At 74.7% G+C, this 21,588-nt stretch carries 18 protein-coding genes and 4 pseudogenes; 9 read left to right on the top strand and 13 right to left on the bottom strand.

Translation table 11 applies throughout. The features are described 5' to 3' along the window. Positions 1 to 40: 40 nt before the first annotated feature. The 5 genes from CIK06_RS02780 to pdxH form a co-directional block, all read right to left on the bottom strand. A complete protein-coding gene (locus tag CIK06_RS02780) occupies positions 41 to 349 on the bottom strand; it encodes a type II toxin-antitoxin system VapB family antitoxin (protein WP_095563492.1) in 309 nt (102 codons plus the stop codon). A 182-nt stretch (positions 350 to 531) separates the two neighbouring features. Further along, positions 532 to 1,152: a nitroreductase family protein gene (locus CIK06_RS02775; RefSeq protein ID WP_095563491.1), complete on the bottom strand. Its 621-nt coding sequence runs from the start codon at positions 1,150 to 1,152 to the stop codon at positions 532 to 534. A 20-nt stretch (positions 1,153 to 1,172) separates the two neighbouring features. Beyond that, positions 1,173 to 2,108 (bottom strand): aldose 1-epimerase family protein, encoded by a 936-nt coding sequence (locus tag CIK06_RS02770; RefSeq protein WP_095563490.1) that lies wholly within the window; start codon positions 2,106 to 2,108, stop codon positions 1,173 to 1,175. A gap of 82 nt (positions 2,109 to 2,190) precedes the next feature. After that, positions 2,191 to 3,432, bottom strand: a complete 1,242-nt coding sequence (locus CIK06_RS02765) for an MFS transporter (RefSeq protein ID WP_095567513.1) — start codon at positions 3,430 to 3,432, stop codon at positions 2,191 to 2,193. Positions 3,433 to 3,575: 143 nt separating this feature from the next. Further along, the gene (gene pdxH / locus CIK06_RS02760; protein WP_095563489.1) at positions 3,576 to 4,202 is read right to left on the bottom strand and encodes a pyridoxamine 5'-phosphate oxidase; all 627 of its coding nucleotides are present in this window, start codon (positions 4,200 to 4,202) and stop codon (positions 3,576 to 3,578) included. 234 nt (positions 4,203 to 4,436) lie between these two features. On the opposite strand from pdxH, the gene CIK06_RS02755 reads away from it, so the two are divergent. From CIK06_RS02755 to CIK06_RS02740, 4 genes and pseudogenes are all read left to right on the top strand, one after another. Next, positions 4,437 to 5,543 (top strand): citrate synthase 2, encoded by a 1,107-nt coding sequence (locus tag CIK06_RS02755; protein ID WP_095563488.1) that lies wholly within the window; start codon positions 4,437 to 4,439, stop codon positions 5,541 to 5,543. A 210-nt stretch (positions 5,544 to 5,753) separates the two neighbouring features. Further along, complete coding sequence (serC, locus tag CIK06_RS02750) at positions 5,754 to 6,878, top strand: phosphoserine transaminase (RefSeq protein ID WP_095563487.1); 1,125 nt, start codon at positions 5,754 to 5,756, stop codon at positions 6,876 to 6,878. Between the two features lie 260 nt (positions 6,879 to 7,138). After that, a pseudogene (sepH, locus tag CIK06_RS02745) lies at positions 7,139 to 8,205 on the top strand (septation protein SepH). 89 nt (positions 8,206 to 8,294) lie between these two features. After that, positions 8,295 to 9,281: an aldo/keto reductase gene (locus tag CIK06_RS02740; RefSeq protein WP_095563486.1), complete on the top strand. Its 987-nt coding sequence runs from the start codon at positions 8,295 to 8,297 to the stop codon at positions 9,279 to 9,281. A 161-nt stretch (positions 9,282 to 9,442) separates the two neighbouring features. Here CIK06_RS02740 and thpR read toward each other — a convergent pair whose 3' ends face one another. The 5 genes from thpR to CIK06_RS02715 form a co-directional block, all read right to left on the bottom strand. Next, on the bottom strand, positions 9,443 to 10,027 hold the full coding sequence (thpR, locus tag CIK06_RS02735) for an RNA 2',3'-cyclic phosphodiesterase (RefSeq protein ID WP_095563485.1): 585 nt from the start codon (positions 10,025 to 10,027) through the stop codon (positions 9,443 to 9,445). An 11-nt stretch (positions 10,028 to 10,038) separates the two neighbouring features. Next, positions 10,039 to 10,539 carry a hypothetical protein gene (locus CIK06_RS02730; protein ID WP_095563484.1) on the bottom strand — a complete coding sequence of 167 codons (501 nt, stop codon included), beginning with the start codon at positions 10,537 to 10,539 and terminating at the stop codon, positions 10,039 to 10,041. Between the two features lie 90 nt (positions 10,540 to 10,629). Next, positions 10,630 to 11,523 carry a maleylpyruvate isomerase N-terminal domain-containing protein gene (locus tag CIK06_RS02725; protein WP_095563483.1) on the bottom strand — a complete coding sequence of 298 codons (894 nt, stop codon included), beginning with the start codon at positions 11,521 to 11,523 and terminating at the stop codon, positions 10,630 to 10,632. A gap of 63 nt (positions 11,524 to 11,586) precedes the next feature. Next, entirely contained in the window at positions 11,587 to 12,870 is a 1,284-nt protein-coding gene (locus CIK06_RS02720; RefSeq protein WP_095563482.1) for an MFS transporter, read from the bottom strand. A gap of 74 nt (positions 12,871 to 12,944) precedes the next feature. Beyond that, a complete protein-coding gene (locus CIK06_RS02715) occupies positions 12,945 to 13,394 on the bottom strand; it encodes a MarR family winged helix-turn-helix transcriptional regulator (RefSeq protein WP_095563481.1) in 450 nt (149 codons plus the stop codon). Positions 13,395 to 13,590: 196 nt separating this feature from the next. Between CIK06_RS02715 and CIK06_RS02710 the strand changes: the two genes are divergently transcribed. After that, entirely contained in the window at positions 13,591 to 13,794 is a 204-nt protein-coding gene (locus tag CIK06_RS02710) for a DUF2530 domain-containing protein (RefSeq protein WP_369916166.1), read from the top strand. A 28-nt stretch (positions 13,795 to 13,822) separates the two neighbouring features. On the opposite strand, the gene CIK06_RS02705 is transcribed toward CIK06_RS02710, so the two are convergent. Beyond that, positions 13,823 to 14,656 carry a DUF3027 domain-containing protein gene (locus CIK06_RS02705; RefSeq protein ID WP_095567512.1) on the bottom strand — a complete coding sequence of 278 codons (834 nt, stop codon included), beginning with the start codon at positions 14,654 to 14,656 and terminating at the stop codon, positions 13,823 to 13,825. 84 nt (positions 14,657 to 14,740) lie between these two features. Between CIK06_RS02705 and CIK06_RS02700 the strand changes: the two are divergent. The 3 genes and pseudogenes from CIK06_RS02700 to CIK06_RS02690 all read left to right on the top strand — a co-directional run bounded on the left by CIK06_RS02700 (position 14,741) and on the right by CIK06_RS02690 (position 18,096). Then, positions 14,741 to 16,395: pseudogene (locus tag CIK06_RS02700) on the top strand (MFS transporter). Beyond that, positions 16,392 to 17,060 (top strand): annotated as a pseudogene (locus tag CIK06_RS02695) (futalosine hydrolase); the annotation flags it as partial. The pseudogenes CIK06_RS02700 and CIK06_RS02695, both read left to right, overlap by 4 nt. Before the next feature lie 187 nt (positions 17,061 to 17,247). Beyond that, positions 17,248 to 18,096 (top strand): 1,4-dihydroxy-6-naphthoate synthase, encoded by an 849-nt coding sequence (locus CIK06_RS02690; protein ID WP_095563478.1) that lies wholly within the window; start codon positions 17,248 to 17,250, stop codon positions 18,094 to 18,096. On the opposite strand, the gene CIK06_RS02685 is transcribed toward CIK06_RS02690, so the two are convergent. Beyond that, positions 18,057 to 18,443 carry a cold-shock protein gene (locus tag CIK06_RS02685; protein ID WP_095563477.1) on the bottom strand — a complete coding sequence of 129 codons (387 nt, stop codon included), beginning with the start codon at positions 18,441 to 18,443 and terminating at the stop codon, positions 18,057 to 18,059. The two genes, CIK06_RS02690 and CIK06_RS02685, sit on opposite strands and share 40 nt — an antisense overlap. Before the next feature lie 212 nt (positions 18,444 to 18,655). Here CIK06_RS02685 and CIK06_RS02680 point away from each other — a divergent pair. Next, positions 18,656 to 21,163, top strand: a pseudogene (locus CIK06_RS02680) (helicase-associated domain-containing protein). 107 nt (positions 21,164 to 21,270) lie between these two features. On the opposite strand, the gene CIK06_RS02675 reads toward CIK06_RS02680, so the two are convergent. Beyond that, complete coding sequence (locus CIK06_RS02675) at positions 21,271 to 21,585, bottom strand: hypothetical protein (RefSeq protein WP_232534403.1); 315 nt, start codon at positions 21,583 to 21,585, stop codon at positions 21,271 to 21,273. Positions 21,586 to 21,588: the final 3 nt, after the last annotated feature.

Here is a 21,588-nt window from a genome sequence, read left to right as displayed (position 1 = left end):
ACCGCCACCCTAACGGCTGTTCAGCCTGCTCCGGACGGGCTCAGCCGGCGGTGGGTGCCGGCAGCACCAGCACCCGGGCGTGGATCTGGTTGCGCTGCTGGAGCGCCGCCCGCAGCGCCCGGTGCAGCCCGTCCTCCAGGTAGAGCCCGCCGTTCCACTGCACCACGTGCGGGAACAGGTCGCCGTAGAAGGTCGAGTCCTCGGCCAGCAGCTTGTCCAGCGCGAGTTCGCGCTTGGTCGTGATCAGTTGGTCCAGCCGCAACGGGCGCGGCGGGATCTCGGACCACTGTTTCAGCGTGAGCCCGTGTTCGGGATAGGGACGCCCGTCCCGAACCGCTTTGAAGATCACGACGGCACGCTCCCCTCCCCACACAGGGGTCGGACGGACCCCGGCGTTCCCCGCCCCGACGTTGCGATCCCGCGGTCGCGATGTCGGGTCACAACGACCCGTGCCAGCCTAACGACCCGGTTCCACTTACGGTTTGTTCCAGGATGTCAGTTTCGTTACGACTGTCTCGCCACTCAACCGCCTCACGAGGCCGACCCGGGCTCCCGCCACCGTCCCCGGTGCACCACCTCGGCCACCGGCCGGCGTCCGCGCCGCAGCGAGGGCGAGCGGCGATCCGGGGCACGGTAGCCGATCGTGATCGCCCCGATCGGCCCGTACCGGTCCGGCACCCCGAACTCGACCCGGAACGGATCCACGCGCTCCGGCGGGATGCCGAAGAAGCACGCGCCCAGCCCCTCGTCGACGGCCGTCAGCAGCATCATCAGGGCGGCGAACCCGGTGTCGATCTGCCAGTACGGCACCGGCCACCGGCCCTCGTCCCGATCGGCCCAGCCCTTGTCCGACTCGGCGTACCGGTCGAGGTAGGCGGACTTGTTGGCGTGCGGCACGACGATCACCGGCGCCCGGCGCATCCCGGCCAGCCAGCCGCTGCCGGCCAACTCGTCCGGCGTGGTGGTGGCCCAGAACCGGTCCCGGTCGGCCGCGGACTCCAGCACCAGGAAGCCCCAGCCCTGCGAGAAGCCCGCGGACGGGGCGTGCAGGGCGTGTTCGAGCAGCCGCTCCAGCACGTCCGCCGGCACCGGCCGGTCCGGGTCGTAGTTGCGTACCATCCGCCGGCGGCGCACCACCTCGGAGAATTCCATGCCACCCCTCCCGGGCAGGCTCAGCCGACGGGCCGGATGCCCCAGGTCCCGTGCCAGTCCTTGCCGGGTTCCAGGGCGATCACGTCGTTGCCGGACCGGAAGGCGTCCGGCGGGCAGGTCATCGGTTCCACCGCCACCGAGCGGCGGTGCCGCTCCCCGGGCAGGCTGTCGCCGGTGAACACCTGCCACCAGCCGAACTCCCGGTCCGCCCAGATCCGTACCCCGGTCGAGCCGTCCGGCGCGGCCAGCGTGACCGCGGAGGATCCGTCGTCGTCGCGGATCACGTCGCCGAAGGTGAGGTCCAGCCGGGCCTCGCCGATCGGTCGCGGCGACGTCCAGTCGTACTCGGTGCCGGTCACCCGCGCCGCGCCGATGGGCAGCAGCCGACCGTCCACCAGCATCCGGGTCCGCGCCGGCAGCCGCAGCATCAGGTCGTCGACCGGTACGTCCGGAAGTCGCAGGTAGGGGTGCACCGAGAATCCGAACGGGGCCGACTCGCCGCTCAGGTTCGTCACCTGATGCTCCGCCCACAGCCCGTCCGGGCCGACCGCCCACCGGGTACGCAGCCGCAGCGACCAGGGGTAACCCGGATGGGCCGGCAGGTCGTACTCCAGCGTCACGGCGTCCGGAGCCTGCTCCACGAGCCGCCACGGCACCCAGTTGACCAGTCCGTGGATCGCCACGTGCCGCTCCGGCTCGCTCAGGTCGAGCTGGAGCGTGCGCCCGCCGAAGGTGTACCGGCCGTCCCGGATCCGGTTCGGCCACGGCGCGAGCACCTGGCCGGCGCAGCCGGGACACAGCTCGTCGACGCCGTAGCCGTCGAGGTAGTCGACGCCCTCATGCCGGTACGACCGCAGGCCGCCACCGACCTCGACGATCACCGCCTCGTGGCCGCCGGCCGCGATCGTCCACTGTGCGCCCGAGGGCGGCCGGCCGCCCGGTTCGACGTTTTCCATGCCGGGGACGATATCGGTTACCGGCGGGTCTCGCCGCGATCGCCCACGGCGAGTGCGTGCGCACTCAGCTACGGCGAGTGCCTCAACGCTGCGCCCGGTACCGGCGCAGTGCCGGGAAAACGACGGCCAGCAGCGCGGCCAGCACGGCCGCGGTGATGCCGCCGCCCACCCAGGCCACCCCGGTGCCGAAGGCCGCGGCGGTGGCGCCGGCCCGCAGGTCGCCGAGGCGCGGCCCGCCCGCGACCACCACCGTGTTCACGCCCTGCAACCGACCGCGCAGCCGATCCGGGGCGTACACCAGCATTATCGACTGGCGGAAGACCGCGCTGACCAGATCGGCGCCGCCGGCCAGCGCGAGCAGCAGCACCGTCAGCCAGAGCTGCCGGGCCAGCCCGGCCGCGGCGATCGCCACTCCCCAGCCGACCACCGCGGCAACCAGCGCGAGGCCCTGCCGTCGGACCCGGCCGATCCAACCCGAGGTGAGCCCGCCGAGGACCGACCCGATCGCGATGGCGCTGTACAGCCAGCCCACCGCGGCGGTACCGCCGAACCGCTCGGCGGCCACCTCGGGGAAGAGGGAACGCGGCAGGGCCAGCACCATCGCGACGATGTCGACGGCGAACGACAGCAGCAGCACCGGGGTGCCGGCCAGGTAGCGCAGGCCGTCGACCACGCTGCGCAGCCCGACCGAGCGGACCGCACCGGGCTCCACCTCCGTCGGCGGCAGCGCCGGAAGCCGCAGGACGGCCCAGAGCGACACGCTGAACAACGCGGCGTCGCAGGCGTACGCGATCGGCAGCGCCACCGGCACGGCCCAGGCCGCGAAGATCAGCCCGGCGCTCAGCGGGCCGAAGACCAGGCCGGCCTGGCCGGTGGTGAACCGGAGCGTGTTGGCCGCCGGCACCAGGTCTGCCGGCACCAACCGGGGGATGATCGCCGTCCGGGTGGGCGAACTGACCGCGTACCCGACGGCCTGGACCGCCACCAGGACCAGCAGCAGGGTCGGGCTGCCCACCCGAAGAACCGCCTGGATCAGCAGGCCCAGCGTGCCCGACCAGGCCAGCAGCGAACTGACCAGCAGCAGCCGGCGCCGGTCCACCGCGTCGGCGATGGCACCACCCCAGAGGCCGAAGATCAACAACGGCACCAGTCCGGCCAGACCGAGCAGCCCGACCCAGAGCGACGAGCGGGTCAGGACGAACATCTCCACCGGCACCGCCACGGCGGTGAACTGGTAGCCGTACGTCGCGACGGCGTCACCCAGCCAGAGCCGGCGGTACGGGACCAGGCGCAGCGGCCGTACGTCGATCGCCCAGCGCGCCAGGCGGCCGCCGGCCGCCGGCGCGGCCGCTGCCCCGGTCTCGCCGGCCTCCCCGGCCGCCCCGGCCGCCTCGGCCCCGCTGGCCGCCCCGATCCCGCCGGCTTCCGCCGCCCCTTCGGCTGCCTCGGGCTGCCGCTCGGTACTGGTCACGGCGCCAGCCGTTCGACGACCCAGCCGTCCGGTGCGGTCCGCCGGTAGCGCAGTCGATCGTGCAGGCGGCTGGCCCGGCCCTGCCAGAACTCCACCGTCTCGGGCACGAGCCGCAGCCCACCCCAGTGCGGCGGCGGCGGGATCGGGTCGTCCGGCCCGAACCGCGCCGCCACCGACCGGTACGCCTCGTCCAGCGCGGCCCGGTCCGGCAGCACCGTGGACTGGGCGCTGGCCCAGGCACCGAGTTGGGAGCCGCGCGGCCGGCGGGCGAAGTACGCCTCGGTCTCGGCCCGGTCCACCCGCTCGATCCGGCCGCAGAACACCACCTGCCGCCGCATGGGAAACCACGGGAAGAGCAGACTGCCGTGCGGATTGGCCCGCGCCTCGGTGCCCTTGCGCGACCCGTAGTTGGTGTACAGCACCAGCCCGCGCTCGTCGTACTCCTTCAGCAGCACGGTCCGGGTGCTGGGTCGGCCGGCGGCGTCGGCCGTGGCGAAGATCATTGCGTTCGGCTCCGGCAGCGCCGCGTCCACCGCGTCGGCGAACCAGCTCCCGAACTGGGTACGCCAGTCGGCGGCCAGATCGGCGCGACGCAGGCCGCGGCCGGCGTACTCCCGGCGCATCCGGGTCGGTTGGGAAGGGTCGGCCACGCCCCCATCCTCGCCCTCGACGCCGCCCCGAGCGTCCGTCCGGCCCAGCTCAAGCGGCGGATGTCACATGCCGCACAGCTCACGAGGGTCGCGTTGCCGCTTGTGCGGGGGCAAGATGTTCCGAACACACCCATGGAGGTCGGGACAGCGACGCCCGGGAACATCGGGCACGGCCCGGCGCGCGGACGATCGATTCCAGGAGAGCACATGTCCGACTTCAAGCCGGGGCTGGAGGGCGTAACCGCCTTCGAGACCGAGATCGCCGAGCCCGACAAGGAGGGCGGCGCGCTGCGCTACCGCGGCGTCGACATCGAGGATCTCATCGGCCAGGTCTCCTTCGGAAACGTCTGGGCGCTGCTGGTGGACGGCCGCTTCGGCCCCGGGCTGCCGCCGGCCGAACCGTTCCCGGTGCCGGTGCACTCCGGTGACATCCGGGTGGACGTGCAGTCCGCCGTCGCGATGCTGGCGCCCTACTGGGGGCTGGACCAGCTGTTGGACATCTCCGCCGAACGGGCCAGGGAGGACCTGGCGCGGGTATCCGTGACGGCGTTGTCGTTCGTGGCACAGTCCGCCCGCGGGCTCGGCCTGCCGGCCGTGCCGCAGAAGGAGATCGACAAGGCGTCGACGATCGTCGAGCGGTTCATGAAGCGCTGGCGCGGGGAACCGGACCCGCGGCACGTCAAGGCGGTCGACGCGTACTTCATCTCGGCGGCCGAGCACGGCATGAACGCCTCGACGTTCACCGCCCGGATCGTGGCCTCGACCGGCGCGGACGCCGCGGCCTGCATCTCCTCCGGGATCGGGGCGCTGTCCGGGCCGCTGCACGGCGGCGCGCCGTCCCGGGTGCTCGGCATGATCGAGGCGGTGGAGCGCAGCGGCGACGCGGAGGGCTACGTCAAGGGCGTGCTGGACCGCGGCGAGCGGCTGATGGGCTTCGGGCACCGGGTCTACCGGGCCGAGGACCCGCGGGCCCGGGTGCTCCGGCGGACCGCCAAGGAACTCGGCGCGCCCCGCTTCGAGGTGGCCGAGGCGCTGGAGAAGGCGGCGCTGGCCGAGTTGCAGTCCCGCCGCCCCGACCGGGTCCTGGCCACCAACGTCGAGTTCTGGTCGGCGGTCGTGCTCGACTTCGCCGAGGTGCCGGCGCACATGTTCACCTCGATGTTCACCTGCGCCCGGATGGGCGGGTGGAGCGCGCACATCCTCGAACAGAAGCGGCTCAAGCGGCTGGTCCGCCCGTCGGCGAAGTACGTGGGCGCCGCCCCCCGCAAGCCGAGCCAGGTGCCGGGCTGGGACGCCGTCCCGCACGACGTCTGAGCGATGCGCACGGGCGGGCTGTGGCGGACGCCTCACCGCTGACCCGCCCACCCCGGCCCGGGTGTCGGCCGGCGGGTGCAAGGATGGTGGCACGGCAACGCCGCCGGTCCTCACCCGCCGCCGACCGGGTCGCACCCCGCACGATCCGGCGGGTACCCCCGCCGCGGGCCGCCGAGCGAGTGGCCCCGTCCGGAAGGATCTTCGATCACCGTGGCTGACGTCCCCAGCATCCGGATCCCCGATGAGTTGAAGCCCGCCGACGGCCGCTTCGGGAGCGGGCCGTCCAAGGTCCGCCCGGCGGCCGTCGCGGCCCTCGCGGACGTGGCGACCAGCTACCTCGGGACGTCCCACCGGCAGAAGACCGTCCGCGACCAGGTGGCGCGGCTGCGGCGCGGCATCGCCGAGTTCTTCGACCTGCCCGACGGGTACGAGGTGGTGCTCGGCAACGGCGGCACCACCGCGTTCTGGGAGGTCGCCGCGTTCGGCCTGATCCGGGACCGGGCCCAGCTCGCCAGCTTCGGCGAGTTCGGCAGCAAGTTCGCCAAGTCGGTGGCGGAGGCGCCGTTCCTGGGCGAGCCGACCGTCCGCAAGGCCGACCCGGGCTCCGCGCCGGCGTTGACCGCCGAGGCCGGCGTCGACACGTACGGCACGCCGCAGAACGAGACCTCGACCGGCGTCGCCGTGCCGATCCGCCGGGTGCCGGGGGCCGACGACGGGTCGCTGCTGCTGGTCGACGCGACCTCCGGCGCCGGTGGGCTGGAGGTGGACGTCCGGGAGACCGACGTCTACTACTTCGCCCCGCAGAAGTGCTTCGGCTCCGACGGCGGCCTGTGGATCGCGCTCATGTCGCCGGCCGCGCTGGAGCGGGCCGCCGAGGTCCGGGCCAGCCGGTACGTTCCGGCCTTCCTGGATCTGGTCACCGCGATCGACAACTCGCGCCTGGAGCAGACGTACAACACCCCGGCGCTGGCCACCATCTTCCTGGCCGCCGAGCAGACCGACTGGATGAACGGCCAGGGCGGGCTGGGCTGGGCCGCCAAGCGGACCGCCGAGAGCGCCGGCGTCCTGTACGGCTGGGCCGAGCGGTCGAGCGTGGCCACCCCGTTCGTGCTGGACCCGGCGCTGCGCTCGAACGTCGTGGCGACCATCGACTTCGCCGACGGGGTGGACGCGACGGTCCTGGCCAAGGTCCTGCGCGCGAACGGGATCGTGGACACCGAGCCGTACCGCAAGCTCGGCCGCAACCAGCTGCGGATCGCCCTCTACCCGGCGGTCGAACCGGCCGACGTGGAGGCGCTGACCCGGTGCATCGACCACGTGGTCGAGCGGCTCTGACCCGACACCATCCGCCCCGCCACCGGGGCGCCGACCCGGCACCCGCCTGACCGGTCGGCCGGTTGACCGGCCGGTCAGCGCAGCCGGTTCCCGCCGGCCCGGGAGTCGTCCCCGACGCCCCCGCACCGGCCCTTCCGGTCACGACATGCGGGGCGTGCGTCCCCCCATCGGTACCCTGACCGGCGTACCGTGTCCAGGGAACGCGCCCGGCGTGCCGCGCCGGGCGGCGATGGCCAGCGAAGCGGGACGGAGGCAACGCGATGCGCCCAGTACGCTTCGTCGCCCTCTCCGAGGACGGCCAGGCCCTGGTTCTCGCCGACGAGGTGGGCCGGCTGCTCGCGCTACCCATCGACGAGCGGGTCGCCACGGCGATGCACAACGAGCCGGGCTCGCCGCCGCTCGCGGTCGCGCCGGCGGGCAACGACCCGCAGCCGTCGCTGTCCCCCGGGACATCCAGGCCCGGATCCGGGCCGGCGAGTCCGCCGAGGACGTGGCCCGCATCGCGGGCGTCCCGGTGGACCGGGTGCTGCGGTACGCGGGTCCGGTGTTGCAGGAGCGGGCCATGCTCGCCCAGCACGCCCGGCGCACCCGGCTGAAGTCCGCCGAGAAGGCGACCCCGCTGGCCGAGGTCGTGGACGGCCGGCTGGCCCAGCACGGCATCGACACCGAGAAGATCTCCTGGGACGCGTACCGGCGCGACGACGGCACCTGGCGGATCGTCGCCACCTGGCCGTCCGGGAAGGCGACCGCCCAGGCCATCTGGGATCTGGACAAGAGCCGGCAGACGGTGGCCCCGCACGACGACATGGCGCAGTACCTCTGCGCCGAGCGGCCGGCACCGCTGCTGGGTCAGGAACCCGCCCCGGAGCGCGGCGGGCACGCCCTGCCCGGCCCCAGTCGGATGGAGCCCGGCCGGGGTGGGCACGGGCTGCCGGCCGCCGCGGATCCCGGGCGTCCGGGTCGCGACCCGATCCGGGCCGGCCGGGACGCGCTGCTGGCCTCGCTGGACCGTCCACTCGGCTCCTCGGCCGGGCGCGGTCTCGACCCGGCGGCGCTCGGCGGCGCCGAGGCGCCCCGGCAGCGGCCGGTGGCCGGCGGTGCCGCCGCGCTGCTCGGCGGGGGCCAGGGTTCGGCCTTCGACGACGACGCGGACCTGCCCAAGGAGGTCCCGGCGGTGCCGTCGCTGGCGGTGCTGCGGCCACGCCGGGCGGGCGGCCAGTCCGGCGGCGCCGAGTCCACCGACCCCGCCGGCAAGCCCCGCAAGCGGCTGCCGAGCTGGGACGACGTGCTCTTCGGCGGCGGGCCGGCGGCCCGGGAAAGCTCCTGAGCGCACCCTCGACCGCCCGGTGACTGTGGAGGTCGGCTGGCCTCCACAGTTGCAGGGCACTCGAAGTGTCCGCGTGGCAGGGTGAAGTAATGGAGTACACCAACCTGGGCCGAACCGGCCTTACCGTCAGCCGCCTCTGCCTCGGCACCATGAACTTCGGTCCACAGACGAGCGAACCGGACAGCTTCGCCATCATGGACCGCGCGCTGGAGCGCGGCGTCAACTTCTTCGACACCGCCGACGTCTACGGGTGGCAGACCGGCGAGGGCGTCACCGAGCAGATCATCGGCCGGTGGTTCGCCCAGGGCGGCGGTCGCCGGGAGAAGGTGGTGCTGGCCACCAAGGTGTACGGCAAGATGGGCGACTGGCCCAACGAACAGGGCCTGAGCGCCCGGCACATCGTGCGGGCCTGCGAGGACTCGCTACGCCGGCTACAGACCGACACGATCGACCTGTACCAGATGCACCACGTCTCCCGGAGCACTCCCTGGGAGGAGATCTGGCAGGCGATGGAGACCCTGGTCGCGCAGGGCAAGGTGCTCTACGTCGGCTCGTCGAACTTCGCCGGCTGGCACCTCGGGCAGGCGCAGGCCGCGGCGCAACAGCGCAACTTCCTGGGCCTCGTCTCGGAGCAGTGCATCTACAACCTGATGACCCGACACGTGGAACTGGAGGTCGTACCGGCCGCCCAGCACTACGGGTTGGGCATCATCCCCTGGTCTCCGCTGCACGGCGGGCTGCTGGCCGGGGTGCTGCGCAAGATGGAGCAGGGTGGCGCCGCCCGCAGCACCAGCGGACGGGCCGCCGAAGGGCTGACCGAGAACCGCGCGGCCATCGAGGCGTACGAGAGCTTCTGCGCCGAGCTGGGCCACGACCCGGCGGACGTGGGACTGGCCTGGCTGCTCGCCCGGCCCGGGGTGACCGCGCCCATCATCGGCCCGCGGACCGCCGAGCAGCTCGACGCGTCGCTGGGTGCCCTCGACGTGCGGCTCGACGAGAAGGCGCTGAGCCGCCTGGACGAGCTTTTCCCGCCGGTCGGCAAGGGCGGACCCGGCCCGGAGGCGTGGGCCTGGTAGGACCGGGGCGCGGGCACGGTCGGCGCTGCCGGGTCGGCGTCGCTCGCTGGCGCTGCCGGGTCGGCGTTACCGGTCCGGCGTCGCTGATCGGCGCTGCCGGTCGGCGTGACCGGTCGGCGTGACCGGTCGGCGTGACCGGTCGGCGTCGCTGGGGTGGCCCGTCAGCGCAGCGCCCAGCCGGCGAGCCGGTGGTGCTCGGGCCGCGGGCCGAGATGGCTGCGGACCAGCACGAACTCGGTTGCCGACCAGGCGGGGCCGGCGTACTCCGCCAGCTCCGCCCGGTCGGCCGCCACGTCGGCGGCCGGAAGCCGGTCGCCGGGACGGGCCACCGTGAGATGCGGCCGGAACGGCCGGCGATCGTGCGGCAGCCGCGCCCGACGCAGCTCGCGCCGGACCGTCGTGCTCAACTGCCGTAGCCGCTGCGTCTCACCCCCCACCCCCACCCAGAGGATCGAGAACCGGCCCCGGCCGAACCGGCCGCCACCGGCCAGGTTCAGCAGTGGCGCGGAATCCCCGGCGGCGGCGCGCCAGGCCGACGCGGCCCGGCCGAGCGCCTCCTGCGCGGCGGGCAGCCGGTCGTCGGCGACCTCGCCGAGGAAGGCCAGCGTGATGTGGATCAGGTGCCGGTCCGGCACCCGGACGTTGACTCCCCGGGCCGATGCCGTCCCGATCCGCAGCCGGGCGATCCGCGCGGCCAGGTCGTCCAGCGCGGCGGCCGGCGGGTAGAGCGCCACGAACAGTCGCACGGCCGGCCCGGTCAGGGACGCCGGCCACGCTGCTCGGCGACCCCGGGCAACCGCAGCCCGGCCGCCTGCAACTCGCCCTCGACGCGTACCCGTTCGATCTCCAGGTCCACCCCGGCCAACCCGGCGAGGTGCTCGTCGATCCCGAGGGCACGGCTGGCCAGCCGCAGGCGCTCGTCGTACGCCTGCTGGACCGCGCTCTGCCACAGCCCGGACCGGTTGCCGACGTTGAGCCGCTGGCGGCCGAGCCGGCGCAGGTCCGCGGCTATCTGCTCGAGGGAGGGTCGCTCGATCCGGTCCAGCTCCGCGGCGTCGGTCCGCGGGGGCTGACCCTCCACTGAGAACAGCTGGTCGAGACGGGCGATCGTGCGGCGCTCCCGCCGCTGCTCGCGCCAGTCCCCGAGCCCGCACACGGCGCGGTCGATGAGCTCGTCGGCGCACACCACCGCGGCAACCGCAACCGGAAGGCACGCGACGCCGAGGAGTGCCAGTGCCAGCACCAACCCGTCGGCCACGATATCGACGCTATGCCCTGTCGCCGGACGCTGCCAGCGAATTCAGATACCAGCATCGTTGCGTTACCGGGGCTGGCCGCCGGGCCGGGCTCACCGGGTCACCACCTCCAGCACGCGGCGGAACCGCCGTACCGCCGCCGCATCGCCGGTGATCCGGACCGCCTCGTCGGGCGAGCGCCGCCACAGCCAACGCAGCAGGTCGTCGGGGCGTGCGGACACCACCGCATCCGGCTCGACGGTCCCGCCGGTGCCGGCCGCGGCAGCCGCCGGGTCGACCTCCGGCAGGTCGGCGCCGGTGCCCGCGCGGTCGACATTGGTGCCCGCCCCGTCGGACCCGGTGCCCGCCCCGTCGGCGCCCACGCGGCCGGTGCCGGTGCCGGTGCCGGTGTCCGCCCGAGTCACGGCGATGCCCGCCGGGCCGAGCCCGACCAGCCAGCCGCGGCCGCCGCCGGTGACCAGGACCCGGTGCTCGGCGGCCGGCAGCCGGTCGGCGAAGCTTCCCGGCTGACTGCGCGCCGCGTAGCCGAGGAAGGCCAGCAGGATCTCATCGACGCCGTCCAACGCCAGGTCGGCGGGCACCTCGACGATCGGCGCCCCGACCGCGAGTTCGGCGTCGATGCGGTGCACCACCGTCTCCTGCGCCATCCGGCGCACCCAGAAACCGACGGTCTGGTCCGGCTCGTACCACGTGGGGCTGGCCTCGTCGTCCGGCCGGGCCGCGAACTCGGCGGCCAGCTCGCGGTATCCCCGGTCGAGCAGGACGAGCGGCTCGGGCTCGACATCCGCCGGTGGCCACCGCCGGGGCCGGCCGTGCCGCATGCTCTCCACCTTGTGCAGGTAGACCAGGGCGACGTGCTCGACCAGGTCGGCCAGCGTCCAGTCGGGACAGCTCGGCACCGGCGTCGCGAGGTCGGCACCACCGGCCAGCTCGCGCAGCCGCCGCTCATCCGCGGCCAGGCACTCCAGGTAACGCTTCCGATCCATGGCGGCAAGGAAACCACCGGGGTACGACATCCCGACCGCGCGGCGCCGGGACACGGTCCCGCCTCACGGGTCGGTCGGCCGCGGCACCACGGAGAACCGGGGCAGCGGAAGCATCCGGAGCCGCAGCGTGGCGCCGCTGTGCCGTAGCTGCCAGACCAGCGCGGTGACCGCGGCGGTCATCGACAGCAGGCCGCCCATCCAGATGCTGGCACCCGCGCCGACGTGCTCGGCCGTCCAGCCGATCAGCGGGGCGCCGACCGGGTTGGTACCGAGGAAGACCAGCACCCACAGCGCCATCACCCGACCGCGGAACGCGGGGTCGACGCCGAGCTGAACCCGCTGGTTGGCGGCCTGGGCGAAGAAGACCATGCAGAATCCGGTCGGCGGCAGCAGGGCCACCACCAGCCAGTACGCCGGGGCCAGCCCGACCAGCGTGCCGAACACGGAGGTGGCCAGCGCACCGGCGATGACCAGCCACACCGACGGTCGGCCGCGCCGCCCGCTGCCGGCGAACGCCCCGCACAGCGCGCCGACCGCGAGCGCGGTGGTGAACAGTCCGAAGGTGGCGGCCGAGGTGTGGAACACCGTCTTGGCCAGCGCCGCCAGGGTGAGCTGGAAGTTGAACAGCCCCATGGCGATCACGCCCATCAGCGCCATCGGCAGCATGATGTCCGGCCGCTTGGCGACGTACCGCAGCCCGTCGATCACCCGGGCGGGCTGCCGGACGGCACCGGCCGGCAGTGTCTCCCGGTGCAGCTCGGTCGCGCGCATCCGCAGCACGCAGACCAGCGGGGCGATCGAACTGGCGGCCGAGATCATGAACACCGGACCGACGTCGAACGCGGCGATCGCGAGGCCGGCGACGGCCGGGCCGAGGATGCGGGCGGAGTTGAAGGTGGCCGCGTTCAGCGCGAGCGCGTTCGGCAGCAGCGGCGTGCCGACCAGCTCCGAGACGAAGGACTGCCGGACCGGCGTCTCCATCGCGTTCGCCACGCCGAGCAGGGCCGCGAACACGAACACGTGCCACAGCTGCACCAGGCCGCTGATGGCCAGCAGGCTCATCCCGGCCGCCAGCACCACCCAGAACGCGTTCGCGATGAGCAGCAGTGCCCGCTTGTCGTACCGGTCCGCCAGCCGCCCGGAGAAGAGCGTGAGCAGCAACACGGGGGTGAACTGGCAGGCGGTGACGATGCCGAGCGCCGTCGGCGCGGACAGGCGTAGGACCAGCCAGTCCTGGGCGACGAACATCATCCAGGTACCGATCAGCTTGATGAGCTGACCGGTCGTGAAGAGCCGGTAGTTGCGCACGTGTAGGGATTGGAACGTCCTGCTGAGCTGCGGCCGCACTCGGGGTGCGCCTCCTTCGGGTTGTACGCGTCATCCACATCGGTGGACGAAGCGGACCCGATGGTCGGCGCCGGTCAGGCGCGGGCCACCTGTTGCAGGATCTCCGCTGCTCGGGCCAGGGTCTCCCGGTCGGCGTCGGTCAGCTCGGCGAGCCGTTGCGCCAGCCAGGTGTCGCGGGCCCGTTCGAACATCGCCAGAACCTCCCGCCCAGCATCCGTGGTGCTGAGCAGGACCTGCCGTCCGTCGGTCGGGTGCGGCGAACGCCGCACGAGGCCCCGCTCCTCCAGCTTGGCCACGGTCCTGGTCATCGTCGGTGGCTGGACCCGTTCCGCGTCGGCGAGCTCACGGGGAGTCAGCGCGCCTGCCAGCTCGACGCTGGTCAGGGCGGAGAGCTGAGTCATCGTCAGATCGCCGACCGGGCGGGCCTGCCGTACCCGGCGGTTGAGTCGGGTGATCGCATCGCGCAGCTGGGGTGCCAGCTGCGCCGGTGGGAGGTCCACCGCCATCACCGTCCGCTCCGTCACATCGTTAGCTTAACTAATAAGCTTGGCTAACGACCACCGATATGACCATACTCACCCCGTTCTCGGCCCGGCGGCCCAGCGGCCGACCAGCCAAGCGCAGAGCGTAGACCACGGCCGCCGCCACCGGCCCCCTGCCGCGTATCCTGCTCACGTGTCTGCCACCCCACCTGACCAGCCGGAGCCGGTCGACCCGCCGATGGTCCCGTTCGCGGTCGGCGGGATGGTGCTGTGGGCACTGGCCGGCCTGGTGCTGCTGATCTTCTTCCGCGACTGGCTGGCCGCGCACGGGCACGAGAACTGGCTGTGGATCTGCCTGGCGGGCGTCCTGGTCGGGCTGCCCGGTCTGGCCGTGATGCGCCGCTACGACGCCCACCGCGCCCGGCGGCACGCCGACCGCTGACCGCACCACCGGCGGTACGCGTCGACGGTCAGCTCCGGTCGTCCCCCGCGGCGGGGTCGACGGCGGTCGCGGCAACCGTGACGGCTTCCACCGCTTCCACCGCGCTGTCGTCGTACGCGGTCGGCATCTCCTCGACCGGCGCCTCGGCGGACTCGACAAGCGTCTCCGAATGGGCGCCGCAACCGTGGTCGGCCGACACCGCCCGGCCGTCGTCCGGCGCGTAGAAGTTGCCGCACACCCCGAACGCCTGGCGCAGGGCGCCGGCCAGCGGGAGGTAGAAGCCGCAGGTGCCGCAGCGGGCGGCCGGCGGAGCGGCGACGGAGATCGGCGCGGCCGGCCCGTGGTCGCCGTCGTACCACCGCTGGGCCGTGTCCATCCGGCCCTCCCGGGACATCACCCGGGACCGACCCAGGCCGATTTCCCAGGCCGCCTCCTCCACACCCGGATCGTCCGAGTAGAGGTAGCCGGGCACCAGCCGCTCGTCGTCCGCGGACGTCGGCAGCAGATCACCGACGCCGAGGTCACCGGGCTGAAGCCGCTCATGCCAGGGCAGCCAGCCGGGCGCCAGCAGCGCGTCCGGCCCGGGCAGCAGGACGGTCTCGCAGATCGTCACGGACCGGCTGCGCGGGATCCGGGTCACCGTCACCGCCCACCGCCAGCCCTGGTAGCCGGGCAGCCGGCACTCGAAGAAGTGCGTGACGAGGCGGTCGCCCTCCGCCACCACCGTGAGGTGCTCGCCGACGTCTGCCGGATCGACCTCGCCGATGCCGGCCCGCGCCACCTCCACAGCGGCGGCACACACCTGGTCGAGGCGGGGGGCGCGGGTGGTGGAGGACCTGCTCACCCGTTCATTGTCTCCTATCCGTCCGGGCCACCGACACGCACTCCCCGGTTGTTCTCCACGGCAGTCGCGGCACGGCGGGCAGCGATCGGAGAGGATGGGGACATGCCGCTCTTCTCCCGCGCCGACCGGCCCCGGCGCTCGGTCGCCGGATACGCCACCGGTACGACCGTCCGCGGCCTCCGCCTGCTGCTGCGCGGCGGGTTCCGCGGCGGCCGGTGGGTGGGCCGGGGCGTGGGCCGGGTACGGTCCCGCGGCGCGGGCGGCGAGACCGGGATGTCCCGGCTGTTCGACCTGCACGCCGCCTCGTGCGCCGGGGACACGCTGGTCGCGATCGGCCTCGCCGGCACGATCTTCTTCAACGTTCCGCTGGGCGAGGCGCGTACCCGGGTCGGGCTCTACCTGCTGGTGACGATGGTCCCGTTCGCGTTGCTGGCGCCGGTGGTGGGACCGCTGCTGGACCACTTCCGGCACGGCCGGCGGTACGCGATGGCCGCGACCATGCTGGGCCGGGCGTTCCTGGCCTGGCTCATCTCCGACTACATCCACGGCATCGGGCTCTATCCGGCCGCGTTCGGGGTGCTCGCGCTGTCCCGCGCGTACGGCGTGGCCCGGTCCGCCGCGGTACCCCGGCTGCTGCCCGCCGGACTCGGCCTGTCCCAGGTGGGCGCGCGGGCCAGCGTGTACGGCACCATCGCCGGCGCGGTGGTCACCCCGCTCGGCCTGGCCGCCTTCTGGTTCGGCCCGCAGTGGCCGCTGCGGGTGTCCTCGGTGATCTTCCTGGTCGGCATGGTGATCGCGCTGCGGCTGCCGGCCCAGGCCGACTCCGACCGGCCCGGACCCGGCGTCCGATCCGGCCCGTGGTGGCACGGCGCCCGGCGGGTGCTCTCCGGCGCGCTGGTCGGCACCACGCTGCTCGGCGCGGCCACGCTGCGGGCCGGGTACGGCTTCCTGCTGCTCTTCCTCGCCTTCGCGATCCGGGCCGGCGACCTGGACCCGACGGCGTTCGGCCGGCACATCGGCGCCGAGGTGGCGCTCGGCCTGGTCGGAGCGGCCCTGGCCACCGGCACCTTCCTGGCCACCGCGGTCGGCACCCGGCTGCGGATCCGCCGCCCGGTCGTGCTCCAGACCGCCGGTCTGGTGCTGGTCACCGCGTTGGCCGCGGTGACCGCGATCCGGCTCTCCCTGCCGATGGCCGCGGCGCTCTGCCTGGTCACGGCCGCGGTCAGCGGGATCGCCAAGTTGGCCGTCGACGCCACCATCCAGGAGCGGATCCCGGAGCACCAGCGGGCCAGCGCCTTCGCGCACTCCGAGACCGTGCTGATGCTCGCCTTCGTCCTCGGCGGCGCGGTGGGCCTCATCCCGCTGCCCGGGCAGGTCGGGGTCGGCATCGCCGCCGGGTTGGCCGCCGTCGCGGCCGGTGCGGCCGCCTGGGGTGGCCGCCGTGCCCGGGGCGACCGGCTGAGCGGCCGGGCCAGTGCCGAGCGGCCGATCCCGCAACCGGCTTCCGGCCCCCGCCCGCCCCCGGCCAGCAGCCCGTTTCCGGCCCACCGTCTGCTCCCGGCCCGCAGCCCGCTCCCGGCCCGCAGCCCCGGTCCGACGACCGGTCCGGGACGCACGCTCCGGACGCCGACGAACAGCCGGAGCCGGCGGCCGATTCGCAAGGCGCGGGGACCGCCCCGCCGGGCTTCCACATCTACCGACCCTCGTCGGTGGCCGGCGACGGCCCGGGACGCGGCGCCGGGGGACGGCCGGGATGACCGTACGGGTCCTGGTGGCCACGGCCGTCGAGCCCGAGGCCGCCGCGGTACGCGCCGGACTGGACGGGACGTCGGAGGGCGCACCGGAGGCGGCGCGGACGGGCTCGGTGCCCGTGGATGTGCGGGCCGTCGGGGTGGGTCCGGCGGCTGCCGCGGCCGGAACGGCCCGGCTGCTCGCCACCGCCGAGGCGGCCGGTGCGCCGTACTCGGCGGTGCTGAGCGCCGGCATCGCCGGCGGCTTTCCGGACCGGGCCGCGATCGGCGCGCTCGTGCTGGCCACCCGCAGCATCGCCGCCGAGTTGGGCGCCGAGTCGCCGACCGGGTTCCTGCCGCTGGACGAGTTGGGCTTCGGCGACCCGGTGGTTCCGGCGGACCGGGCGCTGCTGGCCGCGCTGCGGGCGGCGCTGCCGGACGCGGTGACCGGGGCGGTGCTCACGCTCAGCACGGTGACCGGCACCGGGGCCACGGCCCGAGCGCTGGCCGGGCGCTACCCGGACGCCGTGGCCGAGGCCATGGAGGGGTACGGCGTGGCCACCGCCGCCGGACAGGCCGGCCTGCCCTTCGCCGAACTGCGAACGATCTCCAACCTGGTCGGCCCGCGCGACCGGTCCGCGTGGCGACTCGACGCCGCCTTCCGGGCGCTCACCACCGCCGCCCCGGCGATCCGCCGTGTGGGCCACGCGATCCCGTCCGCCGCCCCGGCGGCCGCCCCCACCGGGACCGCCCGAACCGCCGCGCCGGCCACCGGATCGCCGGCCAACGCCTCGCCGAGCACCGGATCGTCGGCCCCGGCCGAGACGCGGTGAGGCATCTCCCCGCGGTGGCCGGGCTCGGTGTGGTTACGGTGGAGGGGTGCCGCTGTCCCTCGCGATCTCGCCCTGCCCCAACGACACGTTCGTGTTCCACGCTCTCGTGCACGGACTGGTGCCCGGCGCACCGCCGGTCGAGGTGACCTACGCCGACGTCGACGTGACCAACACGGCGGCGCAGCGCGGCGCGTTCGACCTGGTGAAGGTGAGCTACGCGGCGCTGCCGTGGCTGCTGGAGGACTACCACCTGCTGCCCTGCGGCGGCGCTCTCGGACGCGGCTGCGGCCCGCTGGTGCTCACCCGTGGCGACCGCACCGACCAAGGCGACCGCACCGACCTGACCGGCGCCACCGTGGCGGTGCCCGGCGACCGGACCACGGCGTACCTGCTGTTCCGGCTCTGGTCGGCCGGCCGGCCGCCGGGCCGGATCGAGATCGTTCCGTTCCACGAGATCATGCCGGGGGTGGCGGCCGGCCGGTACGACGCCGGGCTGGTGATCCACGAGGCCCGGTTCACCTACCCGCAGCACGGGCTCACCGCCCTGGTCGACCTCGGCGAGTGGTGGGAGGGCGACACCGGCCTGCCGATCCCGCTGGGCGCCATCCTCGCCCGGCGTGGCGCGGTGGATCCGGCCGAGGCCGCGGCCTGGGTCCGCGAATCCGTCCGGATGGCCTGGGCCGACCCGGCGGCCAGTCACGGGTACGTCCTGGAGCACGCTCAGGAGATGGACCCGGACGTGGTACGGCAGCACATCGCGCTGTATGTGAACGAATTCACGGCCGACCTCGGTACGGACGGCCGGGCCGCGGTCGACGCCCTGCTCGGACGCGCCGCGGCCGCCGGCCTGGTGCCTCAGACCTCCAGCTCGCGCGCCACCGCGTGCACAAGCTGAGCGATCTTCTGTGCGGTCCGCCGGTCCGGGAACCGACCCCGGCGCAGGTCGGGCTGCACCTTCGCCTCCAGCACCTTGATCATGTCCTCGACCAGGCCGTGCAGTTCCTCGGCGGGACGGCGGCGCAGTTCGGCCACGGACGGCGGCGCGTCCAGCAGCTTCACCCCCAGCGCCTGCGAGCCCCGGCGGCTGTCCACAACGCCGAACTCGATCCGCTGACCACCCTTGAGTTCGGTGACCCCAGCGGGCAGCGCGCCCTTCGGCAGGAAGACGTCGCCGCCCTCGTCGCTGGTGACGAACCCATATCCCTTGGCCGCGTCGTACCACTTCACTCGACCGGTCGGCACCTGTCATCCCCTGCTTCGCTCGGACTGCTGATCTATCAAGGCTAACCGGCCGGGCCGGTGTGCCGCCGCTGAGAATCCGCCGAGTTGTGCCGGCGAATTCGCCGGCCCGGCGGCGGGATTCACCGGTTGCGTCGCCTCCGGTTCGCCGCGCGTACCGGAGGCTGGCGACCGAGAGGCGCGACACCGGTCGGGCCGGCTAGCGTGGAACGACGATGAGCACCTCACTCGCGGACCGTCTGCGGTCCATGCCGGACGACGCGCTGGTCAGACTCCTCCAGCTGCGTCCCGATCTGGTGGTCCCGGTTCCGGCCGACCTGTCCGCGTTGGCGCTGCGGGCGCAGTCCCGGGTGTCGGTCGCCCGCGCCCTGGACGGACTGGACCGGTTCGCCCTGCAGATCCTCGACGCGGCGCGGCTGACCCGGCAGCCGGAGACCGGCACGACCACGGCCGAGGCCGTACTCTCGCTGGCCCTGACCCGCCCGGCGCGGTCGACCGGGCCGCCGTCCGGGCCGCGCTGGACCGGCTGCGCGACCTGTTCCTGCTGCACGGGCCGGACGACGCGCTGGCGGTGGCCGCCGCCGTGGACGAGGTCTGCCCGCCGTACCCGGCCGGGTTGGGCCGGCCGGCGGCGGAGTTGGACCCGCGGGCGGAGGAGGTCTGCGCCGAGCCGGCCCGGCTGCGCCGGACCGTGCTCGCGGCGCCGCCGGGGGCGCGCAAGATCCTGGACCGGCTCGCCGCCGGGCCACCCGTGGGCACCGTCACCAACGAAACGGCCGCGACCGACAGGACGGCCGCGGACAACGCGGCCGCCGTGGACGGGCCGGCGGCCGGGGCGGGTACGGACGACCAGGCGGCCCCGGGCGGCGGCTCGGCCGTGCGCTGGCTGGTGGAGCACGCCCTGCTCGTGCCGGTGCCCGACCCGGGCCTGCCGGCCGGCAGCATGGCCGTGGAGCTGCCCCGCGAGGTCGGCCTGCTGCTGCGCCGCGACACCGGCCCGCTGGGACCGCTGCGGGCCACACCGCCGGAACCGGCCGCTGCCCCGCGCGAGCCCAAGGCGGTCGACTCGGCGGGCGCCGGTCAGACCATGGAGGCGGTCCGGCACGCCGAGGCGCTGCTGGAGGCGCTCGCCGCCGAGCCGGCTCCGGTGCTGCGCTCCGGCGGGATCGGCATCCGCGAGCTGCGCCGGCTGTCCAAGAGCACCGGGCTGGACGAGTCCACCGCGGCGCTGCTGCTGGAGGTCACCCACGCGGCCGGGCTGGCCGGCGAGGCCGACCCGCCGGGTGCGGGCGGCCGGGCCGGCGCCGACCAGCAGGTCCTGCCGACCACCGGGTACGAGGTGTGGCGCGGCGAACCGCTGGCACAGCGCTGGGAGGTCCTGGCGCACGGATGGCTGGCGATGACCCGGCAGCCCGGGATGGTCGGCCAGCGCGACGACCGGGACCGGCCGATCACGCCGCTCTCCGCCGAGGTCGAGCGGGGCGGCGCACCCGCCGCCCGGCGGGCCGTGCTGGGTGTGCTCGCCGGGCTTCCCCCGGGCGCCGCGCCGGACCAGGACGAGGCGCTGGAACTGGTCGCCTGGCACGCCCCCGGCGCAGCAGGGGTGCCGAACGGGCCTACCGGGAGGTGCTGGCCGAGGCGGCGACGCTGGGGATCACCGGCCTGGGCGCGCTCACCTCGTACGGCCGGCTGCTGCTGGCCGACCCCGAGGAGGAACGGCTCGCCGTGGAGAACGACCCGCTCGGGGTGCGCGCCGCCGCGACCTCGCTGCCCGGCGCGGCCTCCCCGGCGGTACGCGCCCTGGACTCGCTCCTGCCCTCCCCGGTCGATCATTTCCTGGTGCAGGCCGACCTCACCGTGGTCGTTCCCGGCCCGCCCGAGCCGGCGCTGGCCGCCGAACTGGACGCGGTGGCCGAGCCGGAGTCGGCCGGCGGCGCCAGCGTGTACCGGGTCACCGCGGACGGCCTGCGCCGGGCGTTGGACATCGGGTACGCCGCCGAGGACCTGCACGGGCTGTTCCGGCGGCGGTCCCGCACCCCGGTGCCGCAGACGCTGACGTACCTGATCGACGACGTGGCCCGCAGGCACGGCGGGCTGCGGGTCGGCGCGGCCGGGGTGTACCTGCGCAGCGACGACGAGGCGCTGCTGGCGCAGGTGCTGGCGGACCGCCGGGTGGCCGCGCTCGCGCTGCGCCGGCTGGCGCCGACGGTCCTGGTCAGCCCGTACCACGTGGCCCGGCTGCTGGGTGTGCTGCGGGAGGCCGGCTACGCGCCGGTGCCGGAGGACGCCACCGGCGCCACGGTGCTGAGCCGGCCGAAGCCGGTCCGCGCGCCGGTCCGGGTGGTGCCGTCCGCCCGGCCCGGCGACCCACGGACGCTGCCGCGGCTGAGCCGCCCCGGGTGCTGGGAATCATCGAGCAGATGCGGCGTGGGGAGGCGGCGGCCCGCGCGGCGCGGCGGGCGCCGGACGGGGTACGCGCCGGCGAGCCGGCGGCCCGACCGGCCGCCCGGCACACCCACAGCCAGGCACTCGCCGTGCTCCAGCAGGCGATCCGGGACAGGTCGCTGGTCTGGGTCGGGTACGTCGACGCACACGGCGGGACCACGTCCCGACTGGTCCGGCCGGTGTCGATCGGTGCCGGCTACCTGCGGGCCGAGGACGAGCGGACGGACATGCTGCACACCTTCGCGCTGCACCGGATCACCGCCGCGGTGCTGGACTGAGCGGCCCCGGCCGGAGCCGTCCGCCGTCCGCCGTCCGCCGTCGGCCGGAGCCGGCGACGGCCGCGGGCGCGCCGGCCCGCGACGGCGACGGCCGTCGGGCGCGCCGGTCAGCGGCGGCTGCGGCGGAGCGAGCCCACGATCGAGACGAGGAGCAGCAGCGCGAACCCGGCACCCGCGGACTCGCCCACCGAGTCGACGAAGCCCTGCCGCAGGCCCAGCCACCCCCACAGGAACCAGCCGACCAGGATGACCGCCACCAGCAGGTAGCCGGCGAGCATGACGCGCGAAACCGGCTCCGGCTCGGCGGGCGGCGCGGCGGGCGGCGCGGCTCCGGCCGGGTCGATCCCGGCGGACCGGGGGCCGGGCAGGTCCGGTGCCGACGCGGACCGGGCCGGATCGGCGGGAGGGTGCCCCTCGCCCACCGA

This window comes from Plantactinospora sp. KBS50, assembly GCF_002285795.1.
Lineage (GTDB): Bacteria > Actinomycetota > Actinomycetes > Mycobacteriales > Micromonosporaceae > KBS50.
The sequence above is the reverse complement of the archived record's forward strand: the minus strand, read 5'-3'. Positions and strand labels throughout refer to the sequence as shown.